This is a genomic window from Tenacibaculum sp. nBUS_03 (genome assembly GCF_051201695.1).
Taxonomy (GTDB): Bacteria; Bacteroidota; Bacteroidia; order Flavobacteriales; family Flavobacteriaceae; genus Polaribacter.
In genome coordinates this window covers 2978415-2998099 of sequence record NZ_CP179214.1, presented here as the reverse complement: position 1 = coordinate 2998099, position 19685 = coordinate 2978415, and the positions used below count along the sequence as shown (strand labels likewise).

At 30.7% G+C, this 19685-nt stretch carries 21 protein-coding genes; 14 read left to right on the top strand and 7 right to left on the bottom strand.

Annotated features, from left to right (window positions below):
* Position 1: 1 nt before the first annotated feature.
* The 3 genes from ACMFBB_RS13855 to ACMFBB_RS13845 all read left to right on the top strand — a co-directional run bounded on the left by ACMFBB_RS13855 (position 2) and on the right by ACMFBB_RS13845 (position 3742).
* Positions 2-1555: a YifB family Mg chelatase-like AAA ATPase gene (locus ACMFBB_RS13855; RefSeq protein ID WP_435264308.1), complete on the top strand. Its 1554-nt coding sequence runs from the start codon at positions 2-4 to the stop codon at positions 1553-1555.
* A gap of 190 nt (positions 1556-1745) precedes the next feature.
* Entirely contained in the window at positions 1746-2756 is a 1011-nt protein-coding gene (locus ACMFBB_RS13850) for a TlpA family protein disulfide reductase (protein ID WP_435261351.1), read from the top strand.
* Between the two features lie 479 nt (positions 2757-3235).
* Entirely contained in the window at positions 3236-3742 is a 507-nt protein-coding gene (locus ACMFBB_RS13845; protein ID WP_435261350.1) for a ferritin, read from the top strand.
* A gap of 72 nt (positions 3743-3814) precedes the next feature.
* Here ACMFBB_RS13845 and ahcY read toward each other — a convergent pair whose 3' ends face one another.
* Complete coding sequence (gene ahcY / locus ACMFBB_RS13840; protein ID WP_435261349.1) at positions 3815-5131, bottom strand: adenosylhomocysteinase; 1317 nt, start codon at positions 5129-5131, stop codon at positions 3815-3817.
* Between the two features lie 61 nt (positions 5132-5192).
* Here ahcY and ACMFBB_RS13835 point away from each other — a divergent pair, with 61 nt between their 5' ends.
* The 5 genes from ACMFBB_RS13835 to arfB all read left to right on the top strand — a co-directional run bounded on the left by ACMFBB_RS13835 (position 5193) and on the right by arfB (position 7798).
* Positions 5193-5822, top strand: coding sequence for a 4'-phosphopantetheinyl transferase family protein (locus ACMFBB_RS13835; RefSeq protein WP_435261348.1), 630 nt, complete (start codon positions 5193-5195; stop codon positions 5820-5822).
* Between the two features lie 81 nt (positions 5823-5903).
* Positions 5904-6164, top strand: coding sequence for a hypothetical protein (locus tag ACMFBB_RS13830; protein WP_435261347.1), 261 nt, complete (start codon positions 5904-5906; stop codon positions 6162-6164).
* Entirely contained in the window at positions 6148-6780 is a 633-nt protein-coding gene (pnuC, locus tag ACMFBB_RS13825) for a nicotinamide riboside transporter PnuC (protein ID WP_435261346.1), read from the top strand. Before ACMFBB_RS13830 ends, pnuC begins: the two co-directional genes overlap by 17 nt.
* Entirely contained in the window at positions 6741-7397 is a 657-nt protein-coding gene (locus ACMFBB_RS13820) for an AAA family ATPase (RefSeq protein ID WP_435261345.1), read from the top strand. The genes pnuC and ACMFBB_RS13820 overlap by 40 nt, the downstream gene beginning before the upstream one ends.
* Positions 7397-7798, top strand: a complete 402-nt coding sequence (arfB, locus tag ACMFBB_RS13815; RefSeq protein ID WP_435261344.1) for an alternative ribosome rescue aminoacyl-tRNA hydrolase ArfB — start codon at positions 7397-7399, stop codon at positions 7796-7798. Before ACMFBB_RS13820 ends, arfB begins: the two co-directional genes overlap by 1 nt.
* Before the next feature lie 46 nt (positions 7799-7844).
* Here the strand turns inward: arfB and ACMFBB_RS13810 are convergent, their stop codons facing one another.
* From ACMFBB_RS13810 to ACMFBB_RS13800, 3 genes are read right to left on the bottom strand one after another with little or no spacing between them, the layout of a single operon-like run.
* Entirely contained in the window at positions 7845-9386 is a 1542-nt protein-coding gene (locus ACMFBB_RS13810) for an acyl-CoA carboxylase subunit beta (protein WP_435261343.1), read from the bottom strand.
* Entirely contained in the window at positions 9376-10824 is a 1449-nt protein-coding gene (gene accC / locus ACMFBB_RS13805) for an acetyl-CoA carboxylase biotin carboxylase subunit (RefSeq protein WP_435261342.1), read from the bottom strand. Before accC ends, ACMFBB_RS13810 begins: the two co-directional genes overlap by 11 nt.
* Position 10825: 1 nt before the next feature.
* Positions 10826-11314, bottom strand: a complete 489-nt coding sequence (locus ACMFBB_RS13800) for a biotin/lipoyl-containing protein (RefSeq protein WP_435261341.1) — start codon at positions 11312-11314, stop codon at positions 10826-10828.
* A gap of 350 nt (positions 11315-11664) precedes the next feature.
* Here ACMFBB_RS13800 and ACMFBB_RS13795 point away from each other — a divergent pair, with 350 nt between their 5' ends.
* On the top strand, positions 11665-14016 hold the full coding sequence (locus tag ACMFBB_RS13795) for a TonB-dependent receptor (protein WP_435261340.1): 2352 nt from the start codon (positions 11665-11667) through the stop codon (positions 14014-14016).
* 35 nt (positions 14017-14051) lie between these two features.
* Here the strand turns inward: ACMFBB_RS13795 and ACMFBB_RS13790 are convergent, their stop codons facing one another.
* Positions 14052-14474: a hypothetical protein gene (locus ACMFBB_RS13790; protein WP_435261339.1), complete on the bottom strand. Its 423-nt coding sequence runs from the start codon at positions 14472-14474 to the stop codon at positions 14052-14054.
* Positions 14475-14602: 128 nt separating this feature from the next.
* Between ACMFBB_RS13790 and ACMFBB_RS13785 the strand changes: the two genes are divergently transcribed.
* Positions 14603-15304: a Bax inhibitor-1/YccA family protein gene (locus ACMFBB_RS13785; protein ID WP_435261338.1), complete on the top strand. Its 702-nt coding sequence runs from the start codon at positions 14603-14605 to the stop codon at positions 15302-15304.
* A gap of 102 nt (positions 15305-15406) precedes the next feature.
* Here ACMFBB_RS13785 and ACMFBB_RS13780 read toward each other — a convergent pair whose 3' ends face one another.
* Entirely contained in the window at positions 15407-16618 is a 1212-nt protein-coding gene (locus ACMFBB_RS13780; protein ID WP_435264307.1) for an aminotransferase class V-fold PLP-dependent enzyme, read from the bottom strand.
* A gap of 89 nt (positions 16619-16707) precedes the next feature.
* Here ACMFBB_RS13780 and ACMFBB_RS13775 point away from each other — a divergent pair, with 89 nt between their 5' ends.
* Genes ACMFBB_RS13775 through ACMFBB_RS13760 form a run of 4 tightly spaced genes read left to right on the top strand, consistent with a single transcriptional unit; the run spans position 16708 to position 18885 of the window.
* On the top strand, positions 16708-17256 hold the full coding sequence (locus ACMFBB_RS13775; RefSeq protein WP_435261337.1) for a hypothetical protein: 549 nt from the start codon (positions 16708-16710) through the stop codon (positions 17254-17256).
* Complete coding sequence (locus ACMFBB_RS13770; protein WP_435264306.1) at positions 17205-18044, top strand: serine hydrolase domain-containing protein; 840 nt, start codon at positions 17205-17207, stop codon at positions 18042-18044. Before ACMFBB_RS13775 ends, ACMFBB_RS13770 begins: the two co-directional genes overlap by 52 nt.
* Before the next feature lie 3 nt (positions 18045-18047).
* The gene (locus ACMFBB_RS13765) at positions 18048-18389 is read left to right on the top strand and encodes an SdpI family protein (RefSeq protein WP_435261336.1); all 342 of its coding nucleotides are present in this window, start codon (positions 18048-18050) and stop codon (positions 18387-18389) included.
* Between the two features lie 25 nt (positions 18390-18414).
* Entirely contained in the window at positions 18415-18885 is a 471-nt protein-coding gene (locus ACMFBB_RS13760; RefSeq protein ID WP_435261335.1) for a hypothetical protein, read from the top strand.
* A 117-nt stretch (positions 18886-19002) separates the two neighbouring features.
* On the opposite strand, the gene ACMFBB_RS13755 is transcribed toward ACMFBB_RS13760, so the two are convergent.
* Positions 19003-19680, bottom strand: coding sequence for an SCO family protein (locus ACMFBB_RS13755; protein WP_435261334.1), 678 nt, complete (start codon positions 19678-19680; stop codon positions 19003-19005).
* Between the last annotated feature and the right edge of the window lie 5 nt (positions 19681-19685).

Genomic DNA, 19685 nt, shown 5'->3' with positions numbered 1-19685 from the left:
TATATCTTTAAAGAAAAAAATGCTAGTAAAAATTTATGGATCTGCCGTATTTGGTATTGAAGCAACTACAATTACTGTTGAAGTAAATATTGACAAAGGTATAGGATATCATTTAGTAGGATTACCTGATAATGCCGTTAGAGAGAGTTCATACCGAATTTCAGCAGCATTAAATAACAACGGTTACAAACTTCCAGGTAAAAAAATTATTATAAATATGGCACCTGCTGATATCCGAAAAGAAGGAGCGTCATACGACTTAACGCTTGCAATAGGGATTCTTGCCTCTTCTAATCAAATACAATCTAAAGAAATTAGTAAGTATGTTATAATGGGAGAACTGTCTTTAGATGGGAGCTTACAACCTATAAGAGGTGCTTTACCTATTGCTATAAAAGCCAGAGAGCAAGGTTTTAAATATCTAATTATCCCTAAAGAGAACGCCAAAGAAGCTGCTATTGTTGATAATTTACAAGTTTTAGGAGCTAATAATATTTTAGAAGTTATTAATCATTTTAATGGCAATAATAAAATTGAACAAACCACTGTTGATACAAGACACGAATTTTACAAGCATATTGATTTTCCTGAATTCGATTTTTCTGAAGTAAAAGGGCAGGAAAGCATAAAACGCTGTATGGAAATTGCAGCCGCTGGAGGACATAATATTATTTTAATTGGCCCACCAGGATCAGGAAAAACAATGTTAGCAAAACGGTTGCCATCAATTTTACCTCCAATGACTTTACATGAAGCATTAGAAACCACCAAAATTCATTCAGTAGTTGGTAAAACAAAGAATGAAGGATTGCTTTACAATCGACCATTTAGAAGTCCTCATCATACAATTTCTAACGTTGCTTTAGTAGGGGGTGGCCAATATCCAAGGCCAGGAGAAATTTCTCTTTCTCATAATGGTGTATTATTTTTAGATGAACTCCCCGAATTTAAAAGAGAAGTTTTAGAAGTTATGCGACAGCCACTAGAGGACAGAGAAGTGACAATTTCAAGGGCTAAATTTACAGTTACCTATCCAAGTAGTTTTATGTTAGTTGCAAGTATGAACCCAAGCCCGTCAGGATATTTTAATGATCCAAATGCACCTATTACTTCATCTCCAGCGGAAATACAACGCTATTTAAGTAAAGTTTCAGGACCTTTATTAGACCGAATTGATATTCATATTGAAGTAACCCCAGTTCCCTTTGATAAACTATCAGATGAAAGAAAAGGAGAAAACAGTAGAGATATAAGAGAACGGGTTACTAGGGCTCGTGAAAAACAATCTGCAAGATTTAGTGATTTCGAAAACATTCATTACAATGCCCAAATGAATGTAAAACAAATTCGAGAATTTTGTAAATTATCTGACGAGAGTAAACAACTTCTAAAAACCGCTATGGAAAAATTAAACCTTTCCGCTCGAGCTTATGATAGAATTTTAAAAGTTTCTCGCACTATTGCTGATTTAGATGCTTCAAATAGCATAAACTCAAACCATATTACTGAAGCCATTCAATATAGAAGTCTAGACAGAGAAGGTTGGTTGGGGTAAAACATAACAGTATATCATTAGAAACCTAATGTATTTGTTTGCTAGATAAGTTTAACAAAACTATCGGAGTATGTATACTTATCCCTTCCCCTTCCAATAGTCTTTTAAATCCTGGCAGCATTATGATTTATTAAATTTTATTACTTTAGCTCGCTTATTATTAAACTAACTAATTTTAAATTAAACTAAAATGAAAAAATTAATTTACCTAGCAATTGCCTCTATTGCTATAGTTTCTTGTAAACAAGAAGCGAAAGATTATGTTACTTTTTCAGGAAAAATAACAAATAAAAATTCTGATTCTGTAGTAGTCTCTAACAGAATTGGATTTAAAAGAGTAATAAAAGTTGATGAAAATGGAATGTTTAAAGACACCATGAAAGTAACCAACGGTATCTATTCTTTTTTTGACGGTAAAGAATTTACTTCATTATTTTTAAGAAATGGAGATGAGATAAAATTATCATTAGACACTAATCAATTTGATGAAACTATTGTCTTTACTGGAAAAGGGTCTGATGAAAGTAACTTTATGGCTAAATCATCTATCATTCAAGAAGAGTTTTTTGAGGATAAATCACTTTTTAAATTACCAAAAGAAGATTTTGACACCAAAATAAAAACATATGTTGATGATTTCAAATCAAGACTTACTACAAAACCACTAGACTCTACTTTTACTGCTAATCAAACAAAAAGTATTTCAGCTTTTAAATCATTTTTTGATCGTAAATATGCTCAAGAAAAGTATATAGCAGAAACTTTACCGAAAGGCACTGTTTCTCCAAAATTTTCAGACTATGAAAACCATAAAGGAGGAAAAACTTCCTTAGATGATTTAAAAGGAAAGTATGTTTACGTGGATGTTTGGGCTACTTGGTGTGGTCCTTGTAAAAAGGAAATTCCTTTTTTAAAGACTGTAGAAAACAAATTTCATGATAAAAATATCGAATTTGTAAGTGTTTCTATTGACGAACAAAAAAACCATGATACTTGGGTAAAAATGGTTAATGATAAAAAATTAGGTGGAATTCAGTTATTTGCTGACGACAACTGGAATTCTAAATTCATAAAAGACTATGCTATTTCTGGAATCCCAAGATTTATTTTAATTGACCCAGAAGGTAATATTGTAAGTGCAAATGCTCCGAGACCTTCTAATCCTGAATTAATTAAGTTATTTAATGAATTAAAAATATAAATCAATAACTGTATTTTTTAAATAAAAGCTCACTTTTTAGTGAGCTTTTTTAATTACTCTTTTTTAGATTAATTAAAAATAATATATTTGCAGTATGGTAATTTGTGAATCATCATATCAATATTCTATTCAATATAGCAGAAGAAATTCTTATGTATTAGATTTGGGCTTTAAAACTATTGACTTAACATTCTGTCAGTTATTAGCTTTTAGAAAAAAAATACTAGATTATTCTTCTTACACCTCTATTGAGAATATTATTGATAATGAAAATTACATACTACTATTTGTGGCTGACAGGAAGCATTTACTTATATTAGATGTATCACAAATTCTTGAATTAAAACGCCTGGTCTTAACAATATTTAAAGAACATACCGTACTCTCTTAAATAAGACTACTTTTAAATTAAGGCTTCACGTTTTTTGAGCTTTTATTATGCTTACCTTTAATGTAACATTCATTAAAACACGAGTATTATGCAAACAGCGATAAGAAAAGACATGATTTTAAATGTCGATGTTGTTGATTTATTAAATCAACAAATAATGTTAGAACAAAAAGCTTCTTCAAAATATTTGGCAATGGCTTCTTGGTGTGACCAAAAAGAGCTAAGAAATAGTGCATCATATTTCTACAACCAAGCTGAAGAAGAAAGAACTCACATGATGAAAATATTTAAATTCATTAATGATAATGGAGGTAGTGCTTTATCGCCAACAGTAAGTGAAATTACTCATGAATTTGAAAGTTTACGTGCCATATTTGAAGCTTCACTAAATGCTGAAATAGAAGTAACACAATCAATTCATCACATTTTCAAAACTGCACGTCAAGTTAACGACTTCACTTCAGAAATTTTCTTACAGTGGTTTGTTACAGAACAAGCTGAAGAAGAAGAGAAAGTTAGGGATATTTTAGATTTAATTGATTTAATGGGGGATATGCCATTAAAAATGATAGACGAAAGAATTCCAAAAGAATAGATAGCATTTATTATTTACCACAAAATAAAAATCCTCGTTAAAACGAGGATTTTTATTTTGTGGTAAATTCTTCTAATATCTATAATGTTCTGGTTTAAAAGGACCTTCAACTGTAACACCAATATAAGAAGCTTGGTCTTCACGTAACTCTGTTAACTCAACGCCTATTTTAGCTAAGTGTAATTTTGCTACTTTCTCATCTAAATGTTTAGGTAACATATACACTTCATTTTCATATGCATCTCGGTTAGTCCATAATTCAATTTGAGCTAATGTTTGGTTAGTAAATGAATTAGACATCACAAAACTAGGGTGACCAGTTGCACACCCCAAGTTTACTAAACGACCTTCAGCCAAAATAATAATGTCATTTCCGTTTACATTATACTTATCTACCTGAGGCTTAATAGTATTTTTAGTATGCCCATGATTTTCATTTAACCAAGCCATATCAATTTCATTATCAAAATGCCCGATATTACATACGATAGCTTTGTCTTTTAAAGCTTCAAAATGACGAGCTTGAACGATATCTTTATTACCTGTTGTAGTAATTACTATATCAGCATTACCTACGACAGTTTCTAATTTTTTTACTTCGAAACCATCCATTGCCGCTTGTAATGCACAAATAGGATCAATTTCAGTAACAGTTACAATACTTCCTGCCCCTTTAAATGAAGCTGCAGTACCTTTACCTACATCACCATATCCACAAACAACTACACGTTTACCTGCTAACATAATATCAGTAGCTCTACGAATTGCATCAACTGCAGATTCTTTACAACCATATTTGTTATCAAACTTTGATTTAGTAACTGAATCGTTTACGTTAATTGCTGGCATAGGTAATGTTCCAGCTTTTACTCTGTCATATAAACGGTGAACACCTGTAGTAGTTTCTTCAGATAAACCATTAATCCCAGCTGCTAACTCTGGGTATTTATCAAGTACCATGTTGGTTAAATCACCTCCGTCATCTAAAATTAAATTTAATGGTTTTTTTTCTTCTCCAAAAAATAATGTTTGTTCAATACACCAATCAAACTCTTCTTCTGTCATATCTTTCCAAGCATACACAGGAGTTCCTGTAGCAGCTATTGCGGCAGCAGCCTGATCTTGAGTAGAAAAAATATTACATGAACTCCAAGTCACCTCAGCTCCTAAAGCCTGTAATGTTTCAATTAAAACCGCAGTTTGAATTGTCATATGTAAACAACCAGCAATTCTTGCTCCTTTTAAAGGTTGCTCATCTTTATACTCTTCACGTAAGCTCATTAAACCTGGCATTTCAGCTTCAGCCAATTCTATTTCTTTTCTTCCCCAATCAGCTAAAGAAATATCTTTAACTTTGTATGGTACGTATGCAGCGGTATTTGTGCTCATATTTTTGTATATTTATTATCAAATTTTCGAAGAACAAAGTTACAAAATAACTTTTTAAATTATGCCACTTTACAAAATAGTAACAATTAGTGATACCACTAAAGCACTGATATGGAAGATTGAAGAATCATTTAATGATTTGTTAAAAGAAATTCAGTTGACTAAAAACAATTCAAACAGGCTACATGGAATGAGATCTGAACTGCATCAAAGGGGTTTTTTAAGTGTTCGTCACTTACTAAAAGAGGTAGGGTATAAAGACAGTGATTTAATTTATGATGAATTTGGTAAGCCACATTTAAAAGACGGAAAATATATTTCGATAACACATTCATTCACTTTTTCTGGTATTATTATTTCTAACGAAAAACCCGTAGGTATTGATATTGAAAAAAGAAGAGACAAAATTGTAAAAATTGCTCATAAATTCACTCCTATTGAAGCATATAAATCAATTGCCAATCATGATGCATTAGTAAGTAAACTTACTATCGTTTGGGGAGCAAAAGAAAGCTTATATAAAATTTACGGAAAGAAAAAATTATTATTTTTGGAAAATATTTATATTGAAGACTTCCCTTTCAATAGTAATAAACAAACTACCGGTAAAATACTATATGAAGGAGAAACTTCACATTATCATATCCATTTCATGGAAATAGATGACTTTACCTGCGTTTACGCCTATTAGTTTATCTTACTAAAAAAAGTATTTTTAAATACTTCCAAGATAGATTAGTTTGTAACTTTACAACTTATAACATCCTAGTATATGAAAATATCCGTTGAATTGACTTTGACACCTCTTCAGAATGAATTTGAAGAAGCAATAATAAGCTTTATACAAAAACTAAGAGCCTCAAATTTAACTGTACTTGAAAACCCCTTAAGCACACAAGTATATGGTGATTATGATACCGTAATGCAGTTAATTACATTAGAACTAAAAAATACATTTGAATTAGTAGAACATGGCTTATTATTTATGAAAATTGTAAAATCTGATCGTAGCGATTATGAACCTAATTTTTGATTTCCTTTTTAGTCAGTATTCAAATTACTCCATTATAGACATTTCACTGGAAATCGTTGCTGTAATATTTGGATTTATTTCTGTTTTGTGTTCTAGAAGAAATAACATTTGGGTATTCCCAACAGGTATGATTAGTACTTCTATTTTTGTGTATCTTCTTTTGAAATGGGAACTCTTAGGAGACATGATGATCAATGCTTATTATTTCATCATGAGCATTTATGGTTGGTATATTTGGACACGTAAAACCGAGGATGGTAATTCAACTTCTATCTCTAAAACAACTTCACTCGAAAAACAAATTAGTGCTATAATTTTTATAATGACGCTTGGGTTTGTTTATCTAGTTTATATTGCTTTTGACAAATGGAACGACTGGACTGCTTTAGTTGATACATTTACGACGGCTATATTTTTTGTTGGAATGTGGCTAATGGCAAGAAGAAAAATAGAGAATTGGATTTATTGGATTATAGGAAATATAATTTCAGTTCCATTGTATTTCCATAAAGGGTTTACTTTCACAAGTTTACAGTATTTGATTTTCACTTTTTTAGCAATAACTGGTTATATAGCATGGAAAAAAAACTTAGGCAACAAAACATCAATCTGGTAAAGGTTGTTTTATTTGGACCAGAGAGCACAGGGAAAACTACACTTTCAGGTCAATTAGCACGTCATTACAATACCGTTTGGACTCCTGAATTTGCTCGTGAATACTTACAAGACAAATGGAATAATGAACGTAAAACTTGTGAAGAAAGCGATTTATTACCTATTGCAAAAGGGCAAATGCAACTTGAAAATGAACTAGGCAAAAAAGCTGACAAAGTATTGATTTGCGACACAGATTTGTTAGAAACAAAAGTATATTCTGAAGCGTATTATGGAGGATTCGTTGATCCAATATTAGACAAAGCCGCCTTGTCTAACACTTATGATATTTACTTTTTAACATACATTGATACCCCCTGGGAAGCTGATGATTTAAGAGATCGACCTGAACAACGATTGGAAATGTTTCAAGCTTTTGAAAATGCACTAAAAAAATACAATCGCCCTTATATTTTATTAAAAGGAGATAAAGAAACTCGTTTAAAAAAAGCAATAACTATTATTGATGAATTACTTTCTAAAAAAGAAAACTTATATTCTTTTTCTAATAGTTTAAATGACTTAGACGTGAATTTTATACCTAAAAATTTAGATTCAAACAATTTTTCTTTACAATAGTGAATATCGCAGAATTAACAAAAGAGCTTAATTTTAAAGCCATTAGAAGTTCTGGTGCAGGTGGACAACATGTAAATAAAGTTTCTTCAAAAATTGAACTATCATTTGATATAAAAAATTCCAATATACTTTCTTCTAAAGAAAAAGAATTGCTCCATAAAAAATTAGCTAATAAATTAACCAAAAACCACTTTCTAATTTTATTTTGTGATGAAACACGCTCACAACACCGAAACAAAGAACTTGTTATAAAAAGGTTTATAGATTTAATTAAAATAAATTTAATTCGCCCAAAAAAAAGAATACTTACAAAACCTTCTAAAAGTTCAATCAAGAAAAGTATTGAAAATAAAAAGAGAAAATCTATAAAAAAGTTATTGAGAAAAAAACCTAAAATATAAAATTGCATGAGTTTATAAAACAATAAACTCATGCAATTAATAGTGTTTATAAAGGAATATTACCGTGTTTTCTTTTTGGTCTATCTATTTTTTTACCCTCTAACATAGCAAAAGCTTTTATTAACTTTCTACGAGTTTCTTCAGGTAAAATTACCTCATCTACAAATCCGCGTTCAGCCGCAGTATATGGATTGGCAAATAACTCAGCGTATTCAGTTTCTTTCTCTAACAACTTAGCTTCTTTATCTTCTGCTTCTGAAATTTCCTTTTTAAAGATAATTTCACTTGCTCCTTTAGCTCCCATCACAGCAATTTCAGAAGACGGCCACGCAAAATTCATATCAGCTCCGATATGTTTGGAGTTCATTACATCATAAGCTCCACCGTAAGCTTTTCGAGTAATTACAGTAATTCTTGGAACAGTAGCTTCACTTAACGCATATAATAATTTTGCTCCATTGGTAATAATTGCATTCCACTCTTGATCTGTTCCAGGTAAAAAACCAGGTACGTCAACCAAAACTAATAAAGGAATATTAAAACAATCACAAAAACGTGTAAATCGAGCTGCTTTTTTTGAACTATTTACATCTAAACATCCTGCTAAGCTCATAGGTTGATTTGCTACAATACCAATACTTCTTCCTCCTAAACGTGCAAAACCTACTATGATGTTTTCTGCATAGTCTTTATGTATTTCAAAAAAAGAATCTACATCAGTAATTCCAGTAATAACCGCTTTCATATCATACGGTTTATTTGCATTTTCAGGAACGATATTTGCTAATTCTTCTCTCAATTCATTACCTAATGTAAATGGAACTTTCTGAGTAGTTTCTTGGTTGTTTTGAGGCATGTAGCTTAACAATGCTTTTACATCCTCCAAACATTGTACATCATTGATAGCTGTTAAATGAGTTACTCCAGATTTTGTTGAATGTGCACTAGCTCCTCCTAACTCTTCAGAAGTAACCTCTTCATTTGTTACAGTTTTTACTACATTAGGACCAGTAACAAACATATAACTAGAATTCTCAACCATGATTGTAAAATCTGTCATTGCTGGAGAATATACTGCTCCTCCAGCGCAAGGCCCCATAATAGCTGAAATTTGAGGAATTACCCCTGATGCTTGTACGTTTCTATAAAAAATATCAGCATATCCACCTAACGAACGAACTCCTTCTTGAATTCGTGCTCCTCCCGAATCATTTAAACCAATCAAAGGGGCGCCGATTTTAACAGCTAAATCCATTATTTTACAAATTTTCTCCGCATGAGTTTCAGATAATGAACCTCCAAAAACAGTAAAATCTTGTGCAAATACATAGACTAACCTACCATTAACTGTACCATAGCCGGTAACTACTCCATCTCCATAAAATTTTTGTTTTTCCATCCCAAAATCTTTGGTACGGTGTGTTACTAAAATACCAACTTCTTCAAAAGAACCTTCATCTAATAAGTAATGTATTCTTTCTCGTGCAGTAAGCTTTCCTTTTTGGTGTTGGCGATCAATTCTTTTTTGCCCCCCTCCTAACTTTGCTTCTGCTATTTTGTCTTGTAATTGTTCTGTTTTAGATTTCACGAGTTGGTACTTTTAAAATTTGTTGTTCTTTTAAATATTGTTGTAAAGCTACTTTAGCGGCAATTTTAGCTTCTATCTTATAAGTTTCTTCTAAACTTTGAGGCGTGTAAAACTTTTTTACAAAATGGGTATCAAAATTGCCTGAAATAAAAGCATCATGCTCACAAACAAATTTACCAAAAGGTAATGTAGTTTTTATTCCTTTTATTTTGTAATTTACAATTGCTTCTTTCATTACTTCAATAGCTTCTTCACGAGTTTCTCCGTAGGTTATTAACTTTGAAATCATAGGGTCATAATAGATAGGGATTTCCATCCCCTCTTCAAAACCATCATCTACACGAATATTTTTCCCAACTGGAGCTTGGTACTTTTCTAACACTCCAATACTTGGACTAAAACCTTCTAATGGATCCTCTGCATAAATTCGCAACTCCAAAGCATGACCATTTATTTTTAAATCTTGTTGTGTAAATGATAACGCTTCTCCTCTAGCAATCTTTATTTGCTCCTCTACCAAATCTATTCCAGTTATCATTTCTGTTACTGGATGTTCTACCTGTAAACGAGTATTCATTTCTAAAAAATAGAAATTCTTATTTTCATCTAATAAAAATTCAACTGTACCTGCCCCTAAATAATCACAGGCTTTAGCCACCTTTATTGCAGCTTCCCCCATTTTTTGACGTATTTCGGGTGTCAATACGCTAGAAGGAGCTTCTTCAACTACTTTTTGATGGCGCCTTTGAACAGAACATTCACGCTCAAACAAATGTACAACGTTTCCATGACCATCAGCTAAAACTTGAATTTCAATATGTCGAGGAGACCCCACATATTTCTCTATAAAAACTGAACCATCTCCAAAGGAAGATACTGCCTCAGATATTGCGCGTTCCATTTGCTCTTTAATGTCAGTTTGTTTTTCAACAACACGCATACCTTTACCACCTCCACCAGCAGAAGCTTTAATAAGAATTGGATACCCTATTTCATTCGCTACTTTTTCAGCATAAGACACATCAGTAACAGCTTCATCTATTCCTGGGACCATAGGAATGTTATATGCCTTTACAGCCTCTTTAGCAGCTAACTTACTTCCCATTACCTTTATTGCCTTTGATTTTGGCCCTATAAAAGTAATTCCGTTCGCAGCTACTGCTTCACCAAAGGTAGCATTTTCACTTAAAAAACCATATCCAGGATGAATACCATCTACACCTAATTTTTTAGCTACTTCAATAATTTTATCTCCTAATAAATAGGATTCATTAGATGGTGCTGGCCCTATACAAACTGCTTCATCTGCAAATTTAACATGTGGTGAATTCCTATCTGCTTCTGAAAAAACAGCTACTGTTTTAATTCCCATTTTTTTAGCTGAACGCATTACTCTTAGTGCTATTTCACCTCTGTTTGCTATTAATATCTTCTTCATCTTACTCTTCCATTTCAATTAAAACCGTATTTTTTTCTACTTTATCTCCAACTTGTATATCGATCGATTTAATAATCCCATCTCGAGGAGCTAACAATGTATTTTCCATTTTCATAGCTTCAAGTACTAAAACCCCTTGGTTTTCTTTGACCTCCTGGCCTTTAACTACATCTATAGAAACAATAAGTCCAGGCATTGGGGCTTTGACATCATCTTCTTTGTTTTCTAAAGAAGCTTCCATTCCTAATTCGTTAATTAACATATCTAACTCATCAGAGATCTTTATTTCATACACATTTCCATTAATTTGAACTGAGTACTTTTTTTTATTAAAATCACTTTTAAGAAGCGTTGTTTCATAGTTTTGACTATCCGCTATAACATGAAAACTCTTAGCTGATTCCTCAACAATATCTAATGAATTAATTTCATCACTATTAAGCTCAAAATCATATAATTCATTAACGTTTATTTTAAATGGTTTATTCATAAATAAAAATAGATTACGACCACTAAAATATCAAATTAAATCTTGACCTAATAATTCTTTTTAATCATTTCTAATTAAAAAATCCGTCATACATTTGTGGCGTTCTCATAAAGGGGTGCCTTTTAAATTTAAAATTAGGCTGAGATCATACCCATTGAACCTAGAACAGGTAATGCTGTTTAGGAAAATGAATGTCATACACAAGTAATTAGAAGATTACTTTGACAACTGTTAATGAGGAAAATAATAGTTCATTAATGTTGTAAAATGGCAAGTAATTATTCAATAATTAACCATAAAATAATTACCTCTTTTTATTCTATTTTATTTTTAACAAAAAAATGAGACCGATGTCTTTTATTAAACAAGTGAAGAAAGTAGCTTTTTTAATGGTATTATTTGCAACCTTAACTGCAAATGCACAATCTTCTATTTTATCAGGTAAAGTAGTTGATAATAAACAAAAAGGTTTGGAAGGAGCAACTGTTGTTGTGAAATCTTTAAAAAAAGGAACAATTACTGATTTTGAAGGTGGTTTTAAATTAAAAATTACAGAAGGCACCCATTCTATTGAAGTGTCTTATGTTGGTTTTAAAACATTAACACAAAACATTACCTTAACTGGTAACCAAAATATTATTTTCCAATTAAATCCAGATACTGATCTTTTAGATGAAGTTTTAGTTTCTGCGGTACGTGTAAAGGCAGATGCACCTGTAACACATTCTAATTTATCTAAAAAAGAAATTGCTAAGCGTAATTTAGGACAAGACATTCCTATTTTAATGAACTACTTACCTTCAGTAGTAACTACTTCTGATGCTGGTGCCGGGATTGGTTATACTGGTATTCGTGTTCGTGGTTCTGATGCAACACGTGTTAATGTTACTATTAATGGTATTCCATATAACGACAGTGAGAGTCAAGGTACTTTCTGGGTAAATATGCCTGACTTTTCATCATCTACACAAAGTATTCAGTTACAAAGAGGAGTAGGAACATCAACTAACGGAGCTGGAGCTTTTGGTGCTAGCTTAAATGTTTTAACAGACAGTGATTCTGATGAAGCTTTTGGTGAAATATCAACTTCTTTCGGCTCTTTTAACACACAAAAATACACTGCAAAAGCTGGTACAGGAAAATTAAACGACCATGTTAAATTTACCGGACGTATATCAAGAGTTAGGTCTAACGGTTTTATAGATAGAGCTTCTTCAAATTTAAAATCTTATTTTTTACAAGGAAGCTATGTTGATGATAATACTTTAATTAAAGGACTTGTTTTTGGAGGTCATGAAATTACATATCAATCATGGAATGGTGTTGATGCAGCTACCTTAAAAACAAACAAAACTTTTAATTCTGCCGGTGCTTTATATGATACTAACTGGAATGTAATAGGATACTATGACAATGAGGTTGATAATTATAAACAAGATCATGCTCAATTACACTGGAATCAAAAGTATAATGATAACTTATCGTCAAATATCGCATTGCATTATACTTTTGGAAGAGGGTTTTACGAACAATACAAACAGAATGCAAATTTTTCAAGTTATAATTTATCACCTATTACTATTGGAGGAGAAACTATTAACTCAACTGATTTAGTAAGAAGAAAATGGTTAAGAAATGACTTTTACGGAATTACTTACAATTTAAACTACAAAAATGATTATTTAGACATTCTTTTTGGAGGAGGATGGAATCAATATAAAGGAGATCATTTTGGTCAAGTTATCTGGGCTCGTTATGCTTCTTCTAGTGAAATAAGAAATCGTTATTATGACAATTATGGAAATAAAGAAGATTTTAATCTATTTATAAAAGCAACCTATAAAATGAGTGATCAACTATCTTTATTTGTTGATCTTCAAAACAGAAATGTTAATTATAAGGCAAATGGTGTTCAACCTACCCTAGTTGATGATACATTTAACTTCTTTAATCCTAAAGCTGGATTCAACTACAAATTTAACCTAAATAATAGCTTGTATTTTTCGTACGCAAGAGCGCAAAGAGAACCTAACAGAACAGATTACGAAAACGGGAATCCTAAACCTGAAAAATTAGATGATTTTGAATTAGGTTGGCGTTTTAATTCAGGTAAAATTAAAGTAAATACAAATGTATATTATATGGAATATACAGATCAGTTAGCTTTAACTGGTGAAATTGACAATGTAGGATCGCCTATAAGAGCTAACATTGGTGAGAGTTATCGATTAGGGCTAGAAGTTGATGCTTCCATAAAAATTACTGATTACTTAAATGTTACTCCAAATTTTACAATTAGCAAAAACAAAAACATAGATTTTAAAGAAACAAATGGTGCTGTAGTAAAAAAATTAGGAAACACAAGTATTTCATACTCTCCTGAATTTATTGCTGGTAACGCAATTAATATCCAACCAATTAAAAACTTAAATATTGCATTTTTATCTAAGTATGTTAGCTCTCAATTTATGAGTAACAATGAATTTAAAGATTCAAAATTAGAAGGTTATTTTGTTAATGACCTGAATGTTAACTACACTATAAAATCAACTTCTATATTTAAAAGTATTGTTTTGTCAGGATTGATTAATAATATTTTCGATACAGAGTATAGTTCTAATGGATACATGTGGGGTACCACTCCTTATTATTTCCCACAAGCTGGCACAAACTTTTTACTTGGAGCAACGTTAAACTTTTAAGCATAAAAAAACCGAGCAAATTGCTCGGTTTTTTTTTATTCGAATTTATGTAAACTAAAAATTAATTTAACAATTTCTTTTAACTCACTAGGAGGATTCCCTTCATCAAATGTTGATGATGTATAAACCACCTTTCCAATTTTTACAGCTACATTTGCATGTAAAGCTCCATCTGAAGCTCTTTCTTCACTAGGTGCTTTCAAATTTTGAATATTTTGTAATGATAATTGACTTACCATCTTAACAAGCTTGTCTCTATTTATTTTAGACAAAGGAACCTCTTTTGTTTCTTGATTGTTTTTAAAGTATACACTATTTTGAGTTACTTTAATAGCATGCTCACTTCCTCTTGTTTTGGCTTCATAAGTAATTTCAGTAAAATCATTTACTTTTTCTTGTGCAAAACCATTCACCGCCATAAAAAATATGATTGATGTTATTTTTAATAAATACTTCATACTATACATTTTTGTAAAAATATAAAAAATCATGCCAAACTACCAGTTTCTTTTGCTCTTATCTTTTCTTAAAAAATATTCTTAGGTTTTCTTCTATTTATAAATATCTTTACAAAAATTAAATATTTATGGAAAATTCATTCAACAACAAAGTATTAGTATCGCAATTATCAGGAGAAGAAAGAATTGCTTTTTACAAAAAGACCTACACTCATGTAGCAGGTGGAGTATTACTTTTTGTCTTATTTGAATACTTATTATTACAAAACGCCACTATTGTAGAGTTTACTTTATCTATGACTCAAGGATATAAGTGGTTACTTTTATTAGGTGGTTTTATGCTAATCACAAACTATGCAGAAAGCACAGCTTTAAAAACTACAGATAAAAATTTACAATATTTAGCATACGCTGGTTACACCTTTGCTCAAGCTTTTATATTTATTCCTCTCATTTACATAGCAATTTCTTATACCAATAATTTTGATTTAATAAAACAAGCAGGTATCGTAACATTAGGATTGTTTGCAGGAATTTCATCTATTGTTTTTATCACAAAAAAAGATTTTTCATTTATTAGAGCAGGATTATCTGTTGGTTTTTTTATCGCTATTGGATTAATGATAGCCGGTATGTTATTTGGTTTTAACCTTGGCTTATGGTTTTCTGTAGGAATGTGTGTATTGGCTGGTGGTTCAATATTATACCAGACATCAAACTTAGTTCATAAGTTTTCTAATGAAGATTACATTCCTGCTGCAATGGGGTTATTTGCTTCTCTAATGCTTTTATTTTGGTATGTTTTACAAATTTTCATGTCAAGAGATTAATAAAAACTTATGATAATAAAATTAAAAAAGCAATGTAATTTACATTGCTTTTTTAATTGCTTTATTTTTTAACTTGAAAATATATCTTACCCTAGAATAAGTTTAAGACAACATCATTTTTGCTTTTTTAACAGCATTTACCAAAATATCAATTTCAGCTTTTGTATTATAAAAAGAGAAAGATGCTCTTACCGTTCCTGGAATACAATAAAAAGTCATTATAGGTTGTGCACAATGATGACCCGTTCTAACTGCTACCCCTAATTTATCTAAAATAGATCCAATATCATAAGGGTGAATTCCTTCAATATTAAATGAAATAACAGATGCTTTATTGGTAGTCCCGTATATTTTTAATCCTTCAATTTTTTCTAACTCCTGAGTACCATAAGCTAACAATTCATTTTCTTGCTTAGAAATCGCATCAAAACCAATTGAATTCATATAATCAATGGCAACTCCAAAAGCAATACCTCCACAAATATTTGGAGTACCTGCTTCAAATTTATGAGGTAACCCTGCATAGGTAGTTTTCTCAAAAGTTACTGTTTCAATCATTTCCCCACCTCCTTGATATGGTGGTAATTTATTTAATAAATCTTCTTTTCCATATAAAAAACCAACCCCAGTAGCACCACACATTTTATGAGCAGAAGCTACATAAAAATCAACATCTAATTCTTGAACATCTGGTTTGATATGAGGACAAGCTTGTGCACCATCAATTAAAACATAGGCTCCAAATTTATGTGCTGCATGAATAATTTCTTTAATTGGGTTAATAGTCCCCAAAGCATTAGAAACATGATTACAAAACACCAATTTTGTTTTAGAATTTAATAATTCATGATAAACTTCCATTTCTAATGAACCATCTTCTGCCATAGGAATTACTTTTAAAGAAGCTCCCGTTTTTTCACATAACATTTGCCAAGGAACAATGTTAGAATGATGTTCTAAAGAGGAAACAATTACCTCATCTCCTTTTTCTAACAATGAAGTAAAGCCAGATGCAACAATATTTACACTATGTGTTGTTCCTGCTGTTAAGATAATCTCATAAGGATGTTTAGCATTAAAATGTTTTTGAATTTTAACACGTGCTTCTTCATACTTATCAGTAGCTTCCTGGCTTAAAGTATGAACTCCTCTATGAATATTTGCATTGTAATTAGAGTAATAATCAACAATTGCGTCTATAACAATTTGTGGTGTTTGTGAAGTAGCTCCATTATCAAAATATACTAATGGCTTACCATGAACTTCACGATTAAGAATAGGAAAATCAGCACGAATTTTTTCTACACTAAACATATCATCATCTATTTTAAACAAAGATAATACATGCTTTTTAAAAATGATAGCAATCAATTAAATTATTACATTTGCTAAAAACATTGATAATGAAACTCCTAAAAAAAATACTTCTTATTATTTTAGTGATAGTAATAATTGTAGTTTTTTACAATTACTCTAAGTTAAACATATTAGCAGGGTACTCAGCAAAAAACACCGCTTCTTCAGTTTTTGTTGCAGGTAGAGACTTAGCTTTTACTGATAGTACTGACAACAATTTTTCTCCAATTAATTTAACTTCAGATAAAATTGATTTAGAGGAAAAATCGGCAACTGGATCTGCATTTGGATTATTGAAACGAAAAGCCATTTACAGGAAAGGATTAGGAGCAGTCTTAATTACTGATGATTTTGATACATCTACTCCATTTTTAACACCAAATCGAACAACCTCAAATAACCCAACTCCATATCCTTATGGAAATGGACCCAAAAAGATTCTGTATTTACTAATATTGACTATAAAAAACTACAAAACACCGTCAATTCATTATTTAATGAAACCAATCAAACAAGAGCTGTTGTTGTTGTTTATAAAGATAAAATTATTTCAGAAAAATATGATACAGGATTCACCAAAGACTCAAAACTTTTAGGCTGGTCTATGACAAAAAGTATAACTTCAACCTTATTTGGAATCTTACAATGTAAGGGGGAAATTAACATCATGGATAAAGCGCCTATCAAAGAATGGCAAAATGATGATCGTAAAAACATAACCATACACAACCTACTTCAAATGAATTCAGGGTTAGAATGGGTAGAAGATTACAACACAATTTCTGATGTTACAAAAATGTTGTTTTTAGAAAAAGACGTTACTAAAACTCAAATAAACAAACCCCTAATTAGCAAACCAAATGAATCTTGGAATTATTCATCTGGTACTACAAACTTGCTATGTGGAATATTACGTAATCAATTTTCTACCCATCAAGAGTATTTAGATTTTTGGTACAGTGCATTAATTGATAAAATAGGGATGAATTCAATGGTAGTTGAAGCTGACATGAGTGGTAATTATATTGGTTCATCTTATGCTTGGGCTACTCCAAGAGATTGGGCTAAATTAGGATTGCTATACTTGCATAATGGACACTGGAATGGTATAAATTTATTTGATAAAGATTGGGTTACCTATGCAACTACACCTACACCTACTTCAAATACTAAAAAAGATGGAGGCTATGGTGCTCAAATATGGTTAAATACGGCTAAAAGATATCCAGACGCACCTACGAATATGTATTCTTTTAATGGATATAAAGGACAAAATGTATATATTTTACCTGATCAAGAATTAGTAATTGTTAGAATGGGTTTGACAAAAAATGCAGATATTAATGTATTTTTGAAGAATATAATTTCATCTATAAAAAACTAATACATGAATCCTTATTATTACGTTTTATCAATTAATGGATTACTATTTATATTTAGTATCATCTTTTATTTTTTTCCTCCTAAAAAAATAAATTCATTGTATGGCTACCGTACTAACAAAACCATGAAAAATGAAGTTATTTGGAACTTTGCTAATACTTATTTTACCAAACAGTTTTTAATGTATGCAGGAATTTCTTTGGTAGCTTCACTTTCACTTGTGGCTATTAATCCTCAAATAAGCTGGCAACCAATGGCTATTATGCTATTGTCATTAGCTGTTTGTGTGATAAAAACAGAACAAGAAATCACTAAAAACTTTGACGAAGAGGGCAATAAAAAATAATCGTTTTTAAATGCTAATTCTAATAATGGAAAATGTAATTAAAAATGAGAAAAACAAGTGTTTTTTTATCATGATATTTTCATTATTTTTTGTTTCATGTAAAACAAAAAGTAATGAAAAAGCAAAAGCAGAACTGACTTTTAAATCAATTTCATTTATGAGTGCCTATGGTGCAACCGATAAAGAACTAAATGATTTAAACAAGAAAATAGACGATGTACTATTAAATAAAAGAAATGAAATTATTTCAGAAGAAGAAAAATTATATCAGTACTTTGGAAAACTAAGAAATTTAAACCTATTAGAAAAACCATATATCTTTCTCCGATTTAATAAAGATTCTATACTACCAGTTTATTTATCAGAAAATGAATTTAATAAAGTAAAAAACTTTAAACAAATAGATTTATTCAAAGAAGGAAAAAAAGTACTAATAGAGTTTGACCTAGTGAAAAAAATAACACTATTTATTATTCAAACAATATTATTTCAATAAAAAAGGTAAATGGCCGTTCGCATTCTAATGGTAATTAAATAAATTCTTTTTATTGCATCATCATAACAAAACATGCTTAAAATTATAAGACTAAGCATGTTTTGTTGATTTAACAGCCTATTTTTTATACTCCTCTTTTAGTAAAGTAATATCGTCAATAATTTTTTGCATATTCTCTTTCTTAGTTCCATCATAAATACCTCGAATACGACGTTCTTTATCTATCAATACGAAGTTCTCGGTATGAACCCAATCATTTTCATCACCATTCCCTTCGTCTAGTACAGCAAAATAATGCTTACGGGCCAAGTTATAAATTTCTTTTTTTTCTCCTGTAGTTACATTCCATTTCCCATCAATCACTCCTTTTTTATCAGCATACGCTCTTAAAACAGGAACACTGTCCATAACCGGCGTTACAGAATGCGATAAAAATAATACTTCATCATCATTTTTATAATGGCTTTGTAATTCAGTCATATTTAAAGCCATGATTATACAAATAGTTTGACAACGCGTAAAAAAGAAATCGGCTACATAAATTTTATTTTTATAATCCTCCTGAGTAATTGTTTCTCCATTTTGGTTAACTAATGAAAAATCTCCAACAGTATGGTTTTTAGATTTATTTCTAACAGAGGCATCAACTAACCTAGGATTAATATCAACTGGGTTATAAATAGGTAATTGCTTGTCAACTTTTACTAAATGATAGAAAACAGGAAGTGCTATTGCCGAGAAAACAAGTAAAAAAATTAATGTGCTTTTCGATTTTTTAAAGAATTTAAAGTCCATTCTTC

Excerpts from the sequence above, each read along its gene's own strand:
- ahcY (WP_435261349.1), bottom strand. The coding sequence starts at position 5,131 with ATGAGCACAAATACCGCTGCATACGTACCATACAAAGTTAAAGATATT.
- ACMFBB_RS13835 (WP_435261348.1), top strand. The coding sequence starts at position 5,193 with ATGCCACTTTACAAAATAGTAACAATTAGTGATACCACTAAAGCACTG.
- accC (WP_435261342.1), bottom strand. The coding sequence starts at position 10,824 with ATGAAGAAGATATTAATAGCAAACAGAGGTGAAATAGCACTAAGAGTA.
- pnuC (WP_435261346.1), top strand. The coding sequence starts at position 6,148 with ATGAACCTAATTTTTGATTTCCTTTTTAGTCAGTATTCAAATTACTCC.
- ACMFBB_RS13845 (WP_435261350.1), top strand. The coding sequence starts at position 3,236 with ATGCAAACAGCGATAAGAAAAGACATGATTTTAAATGTCGATGTTGTT.
- ACMFBB_RS13830 (WP_435261347.1), top strand. The coding sequence starts at position 5,904 with ATGAAAATATCCGTTGAATTGACTTTGACACCTCTTCAGAATGAATTT.
- ACMFBB_RS13820 (WP_435261345.1), top strand. The coding sequence starts at position 6,741 with ATGGAAAAAAAACTTAGGCAACAAAACATCAATCTGGTAAAGGTTGTT.
- ACMFBB_RS13785 (WP_435261338.1), top strand. The coding sequence starts at position 14,603 with ATGGAAAATTCATTCAACAACAAAGTATTAGTATCGCAATTATCAGGA.
- ACMFBB_RS13790 (WP_435261339.1), bottom strand. The coding sequence starts at position 14,474 with ATGAAGTATTTATTAAAAATAACATCAATCATATTTTTTATGGCGGTG.
- ACMFBB_RS13850 (WP_435261351.1), top strand. The coding sequence starts at position 1,746 with ATGAAAAAATTAATTTACCTAGCAATTGCCTCTATTGCTATAGTTTCT.
- ACMFBB_RS13755 (WP_435261334.1), bottom strand. The coding sequence starts at position 19,680 with ATGGACTTTAAATTCTTTAAAAAATCGAAAAGCACATTAATTTTTTTA.
- ACMFBB_RS13760 (WP_435261335.1), top strand. The coding sequence starts at position 18,415 with ATGGAAAATGTAATTAAAAATGAGAAAAACAAGTGTTTTTTTATCATG.
- ACMFBB_RS13775 (WP_435261337.1), top strand. The coding sequence starts at position 16,708 with ATGAAACTCCTAAAAAAAATACTTCTTATTATTTTAGTGATAGTAATA.
- ACMFBB_RS13765 (WP_435261336.1), top strand. The coding sequence starts at position 18,048 with ATGAATCCTTATTATTACGTTTTATCAATTAATGGATTACTATTTATA.
- ACMFBB_RS13800 (WP_435261341.1), bottom strand. The coding sequence starts at position 11,314 with ATGAATAAACCATTTAAAATAAACGTTAATGAATTATATGATTTTGAG.
- ACMFBB_RS13795 (WP_435261340.1), top strand. The coding sequence starts at position 11,665 with ATGTCTTTTATTAAACAAGTGAAGAAAGTAGCTTTTTTAATGGTATTA.
- ACMFBB_RS13780 (WP_435264307.1), bottom strand. The coding sequence starts at position 16,618 with ATGTTTAGTGTAGAAAAAATTCGTGCTGATTTTCCTATTCTTAATCGT.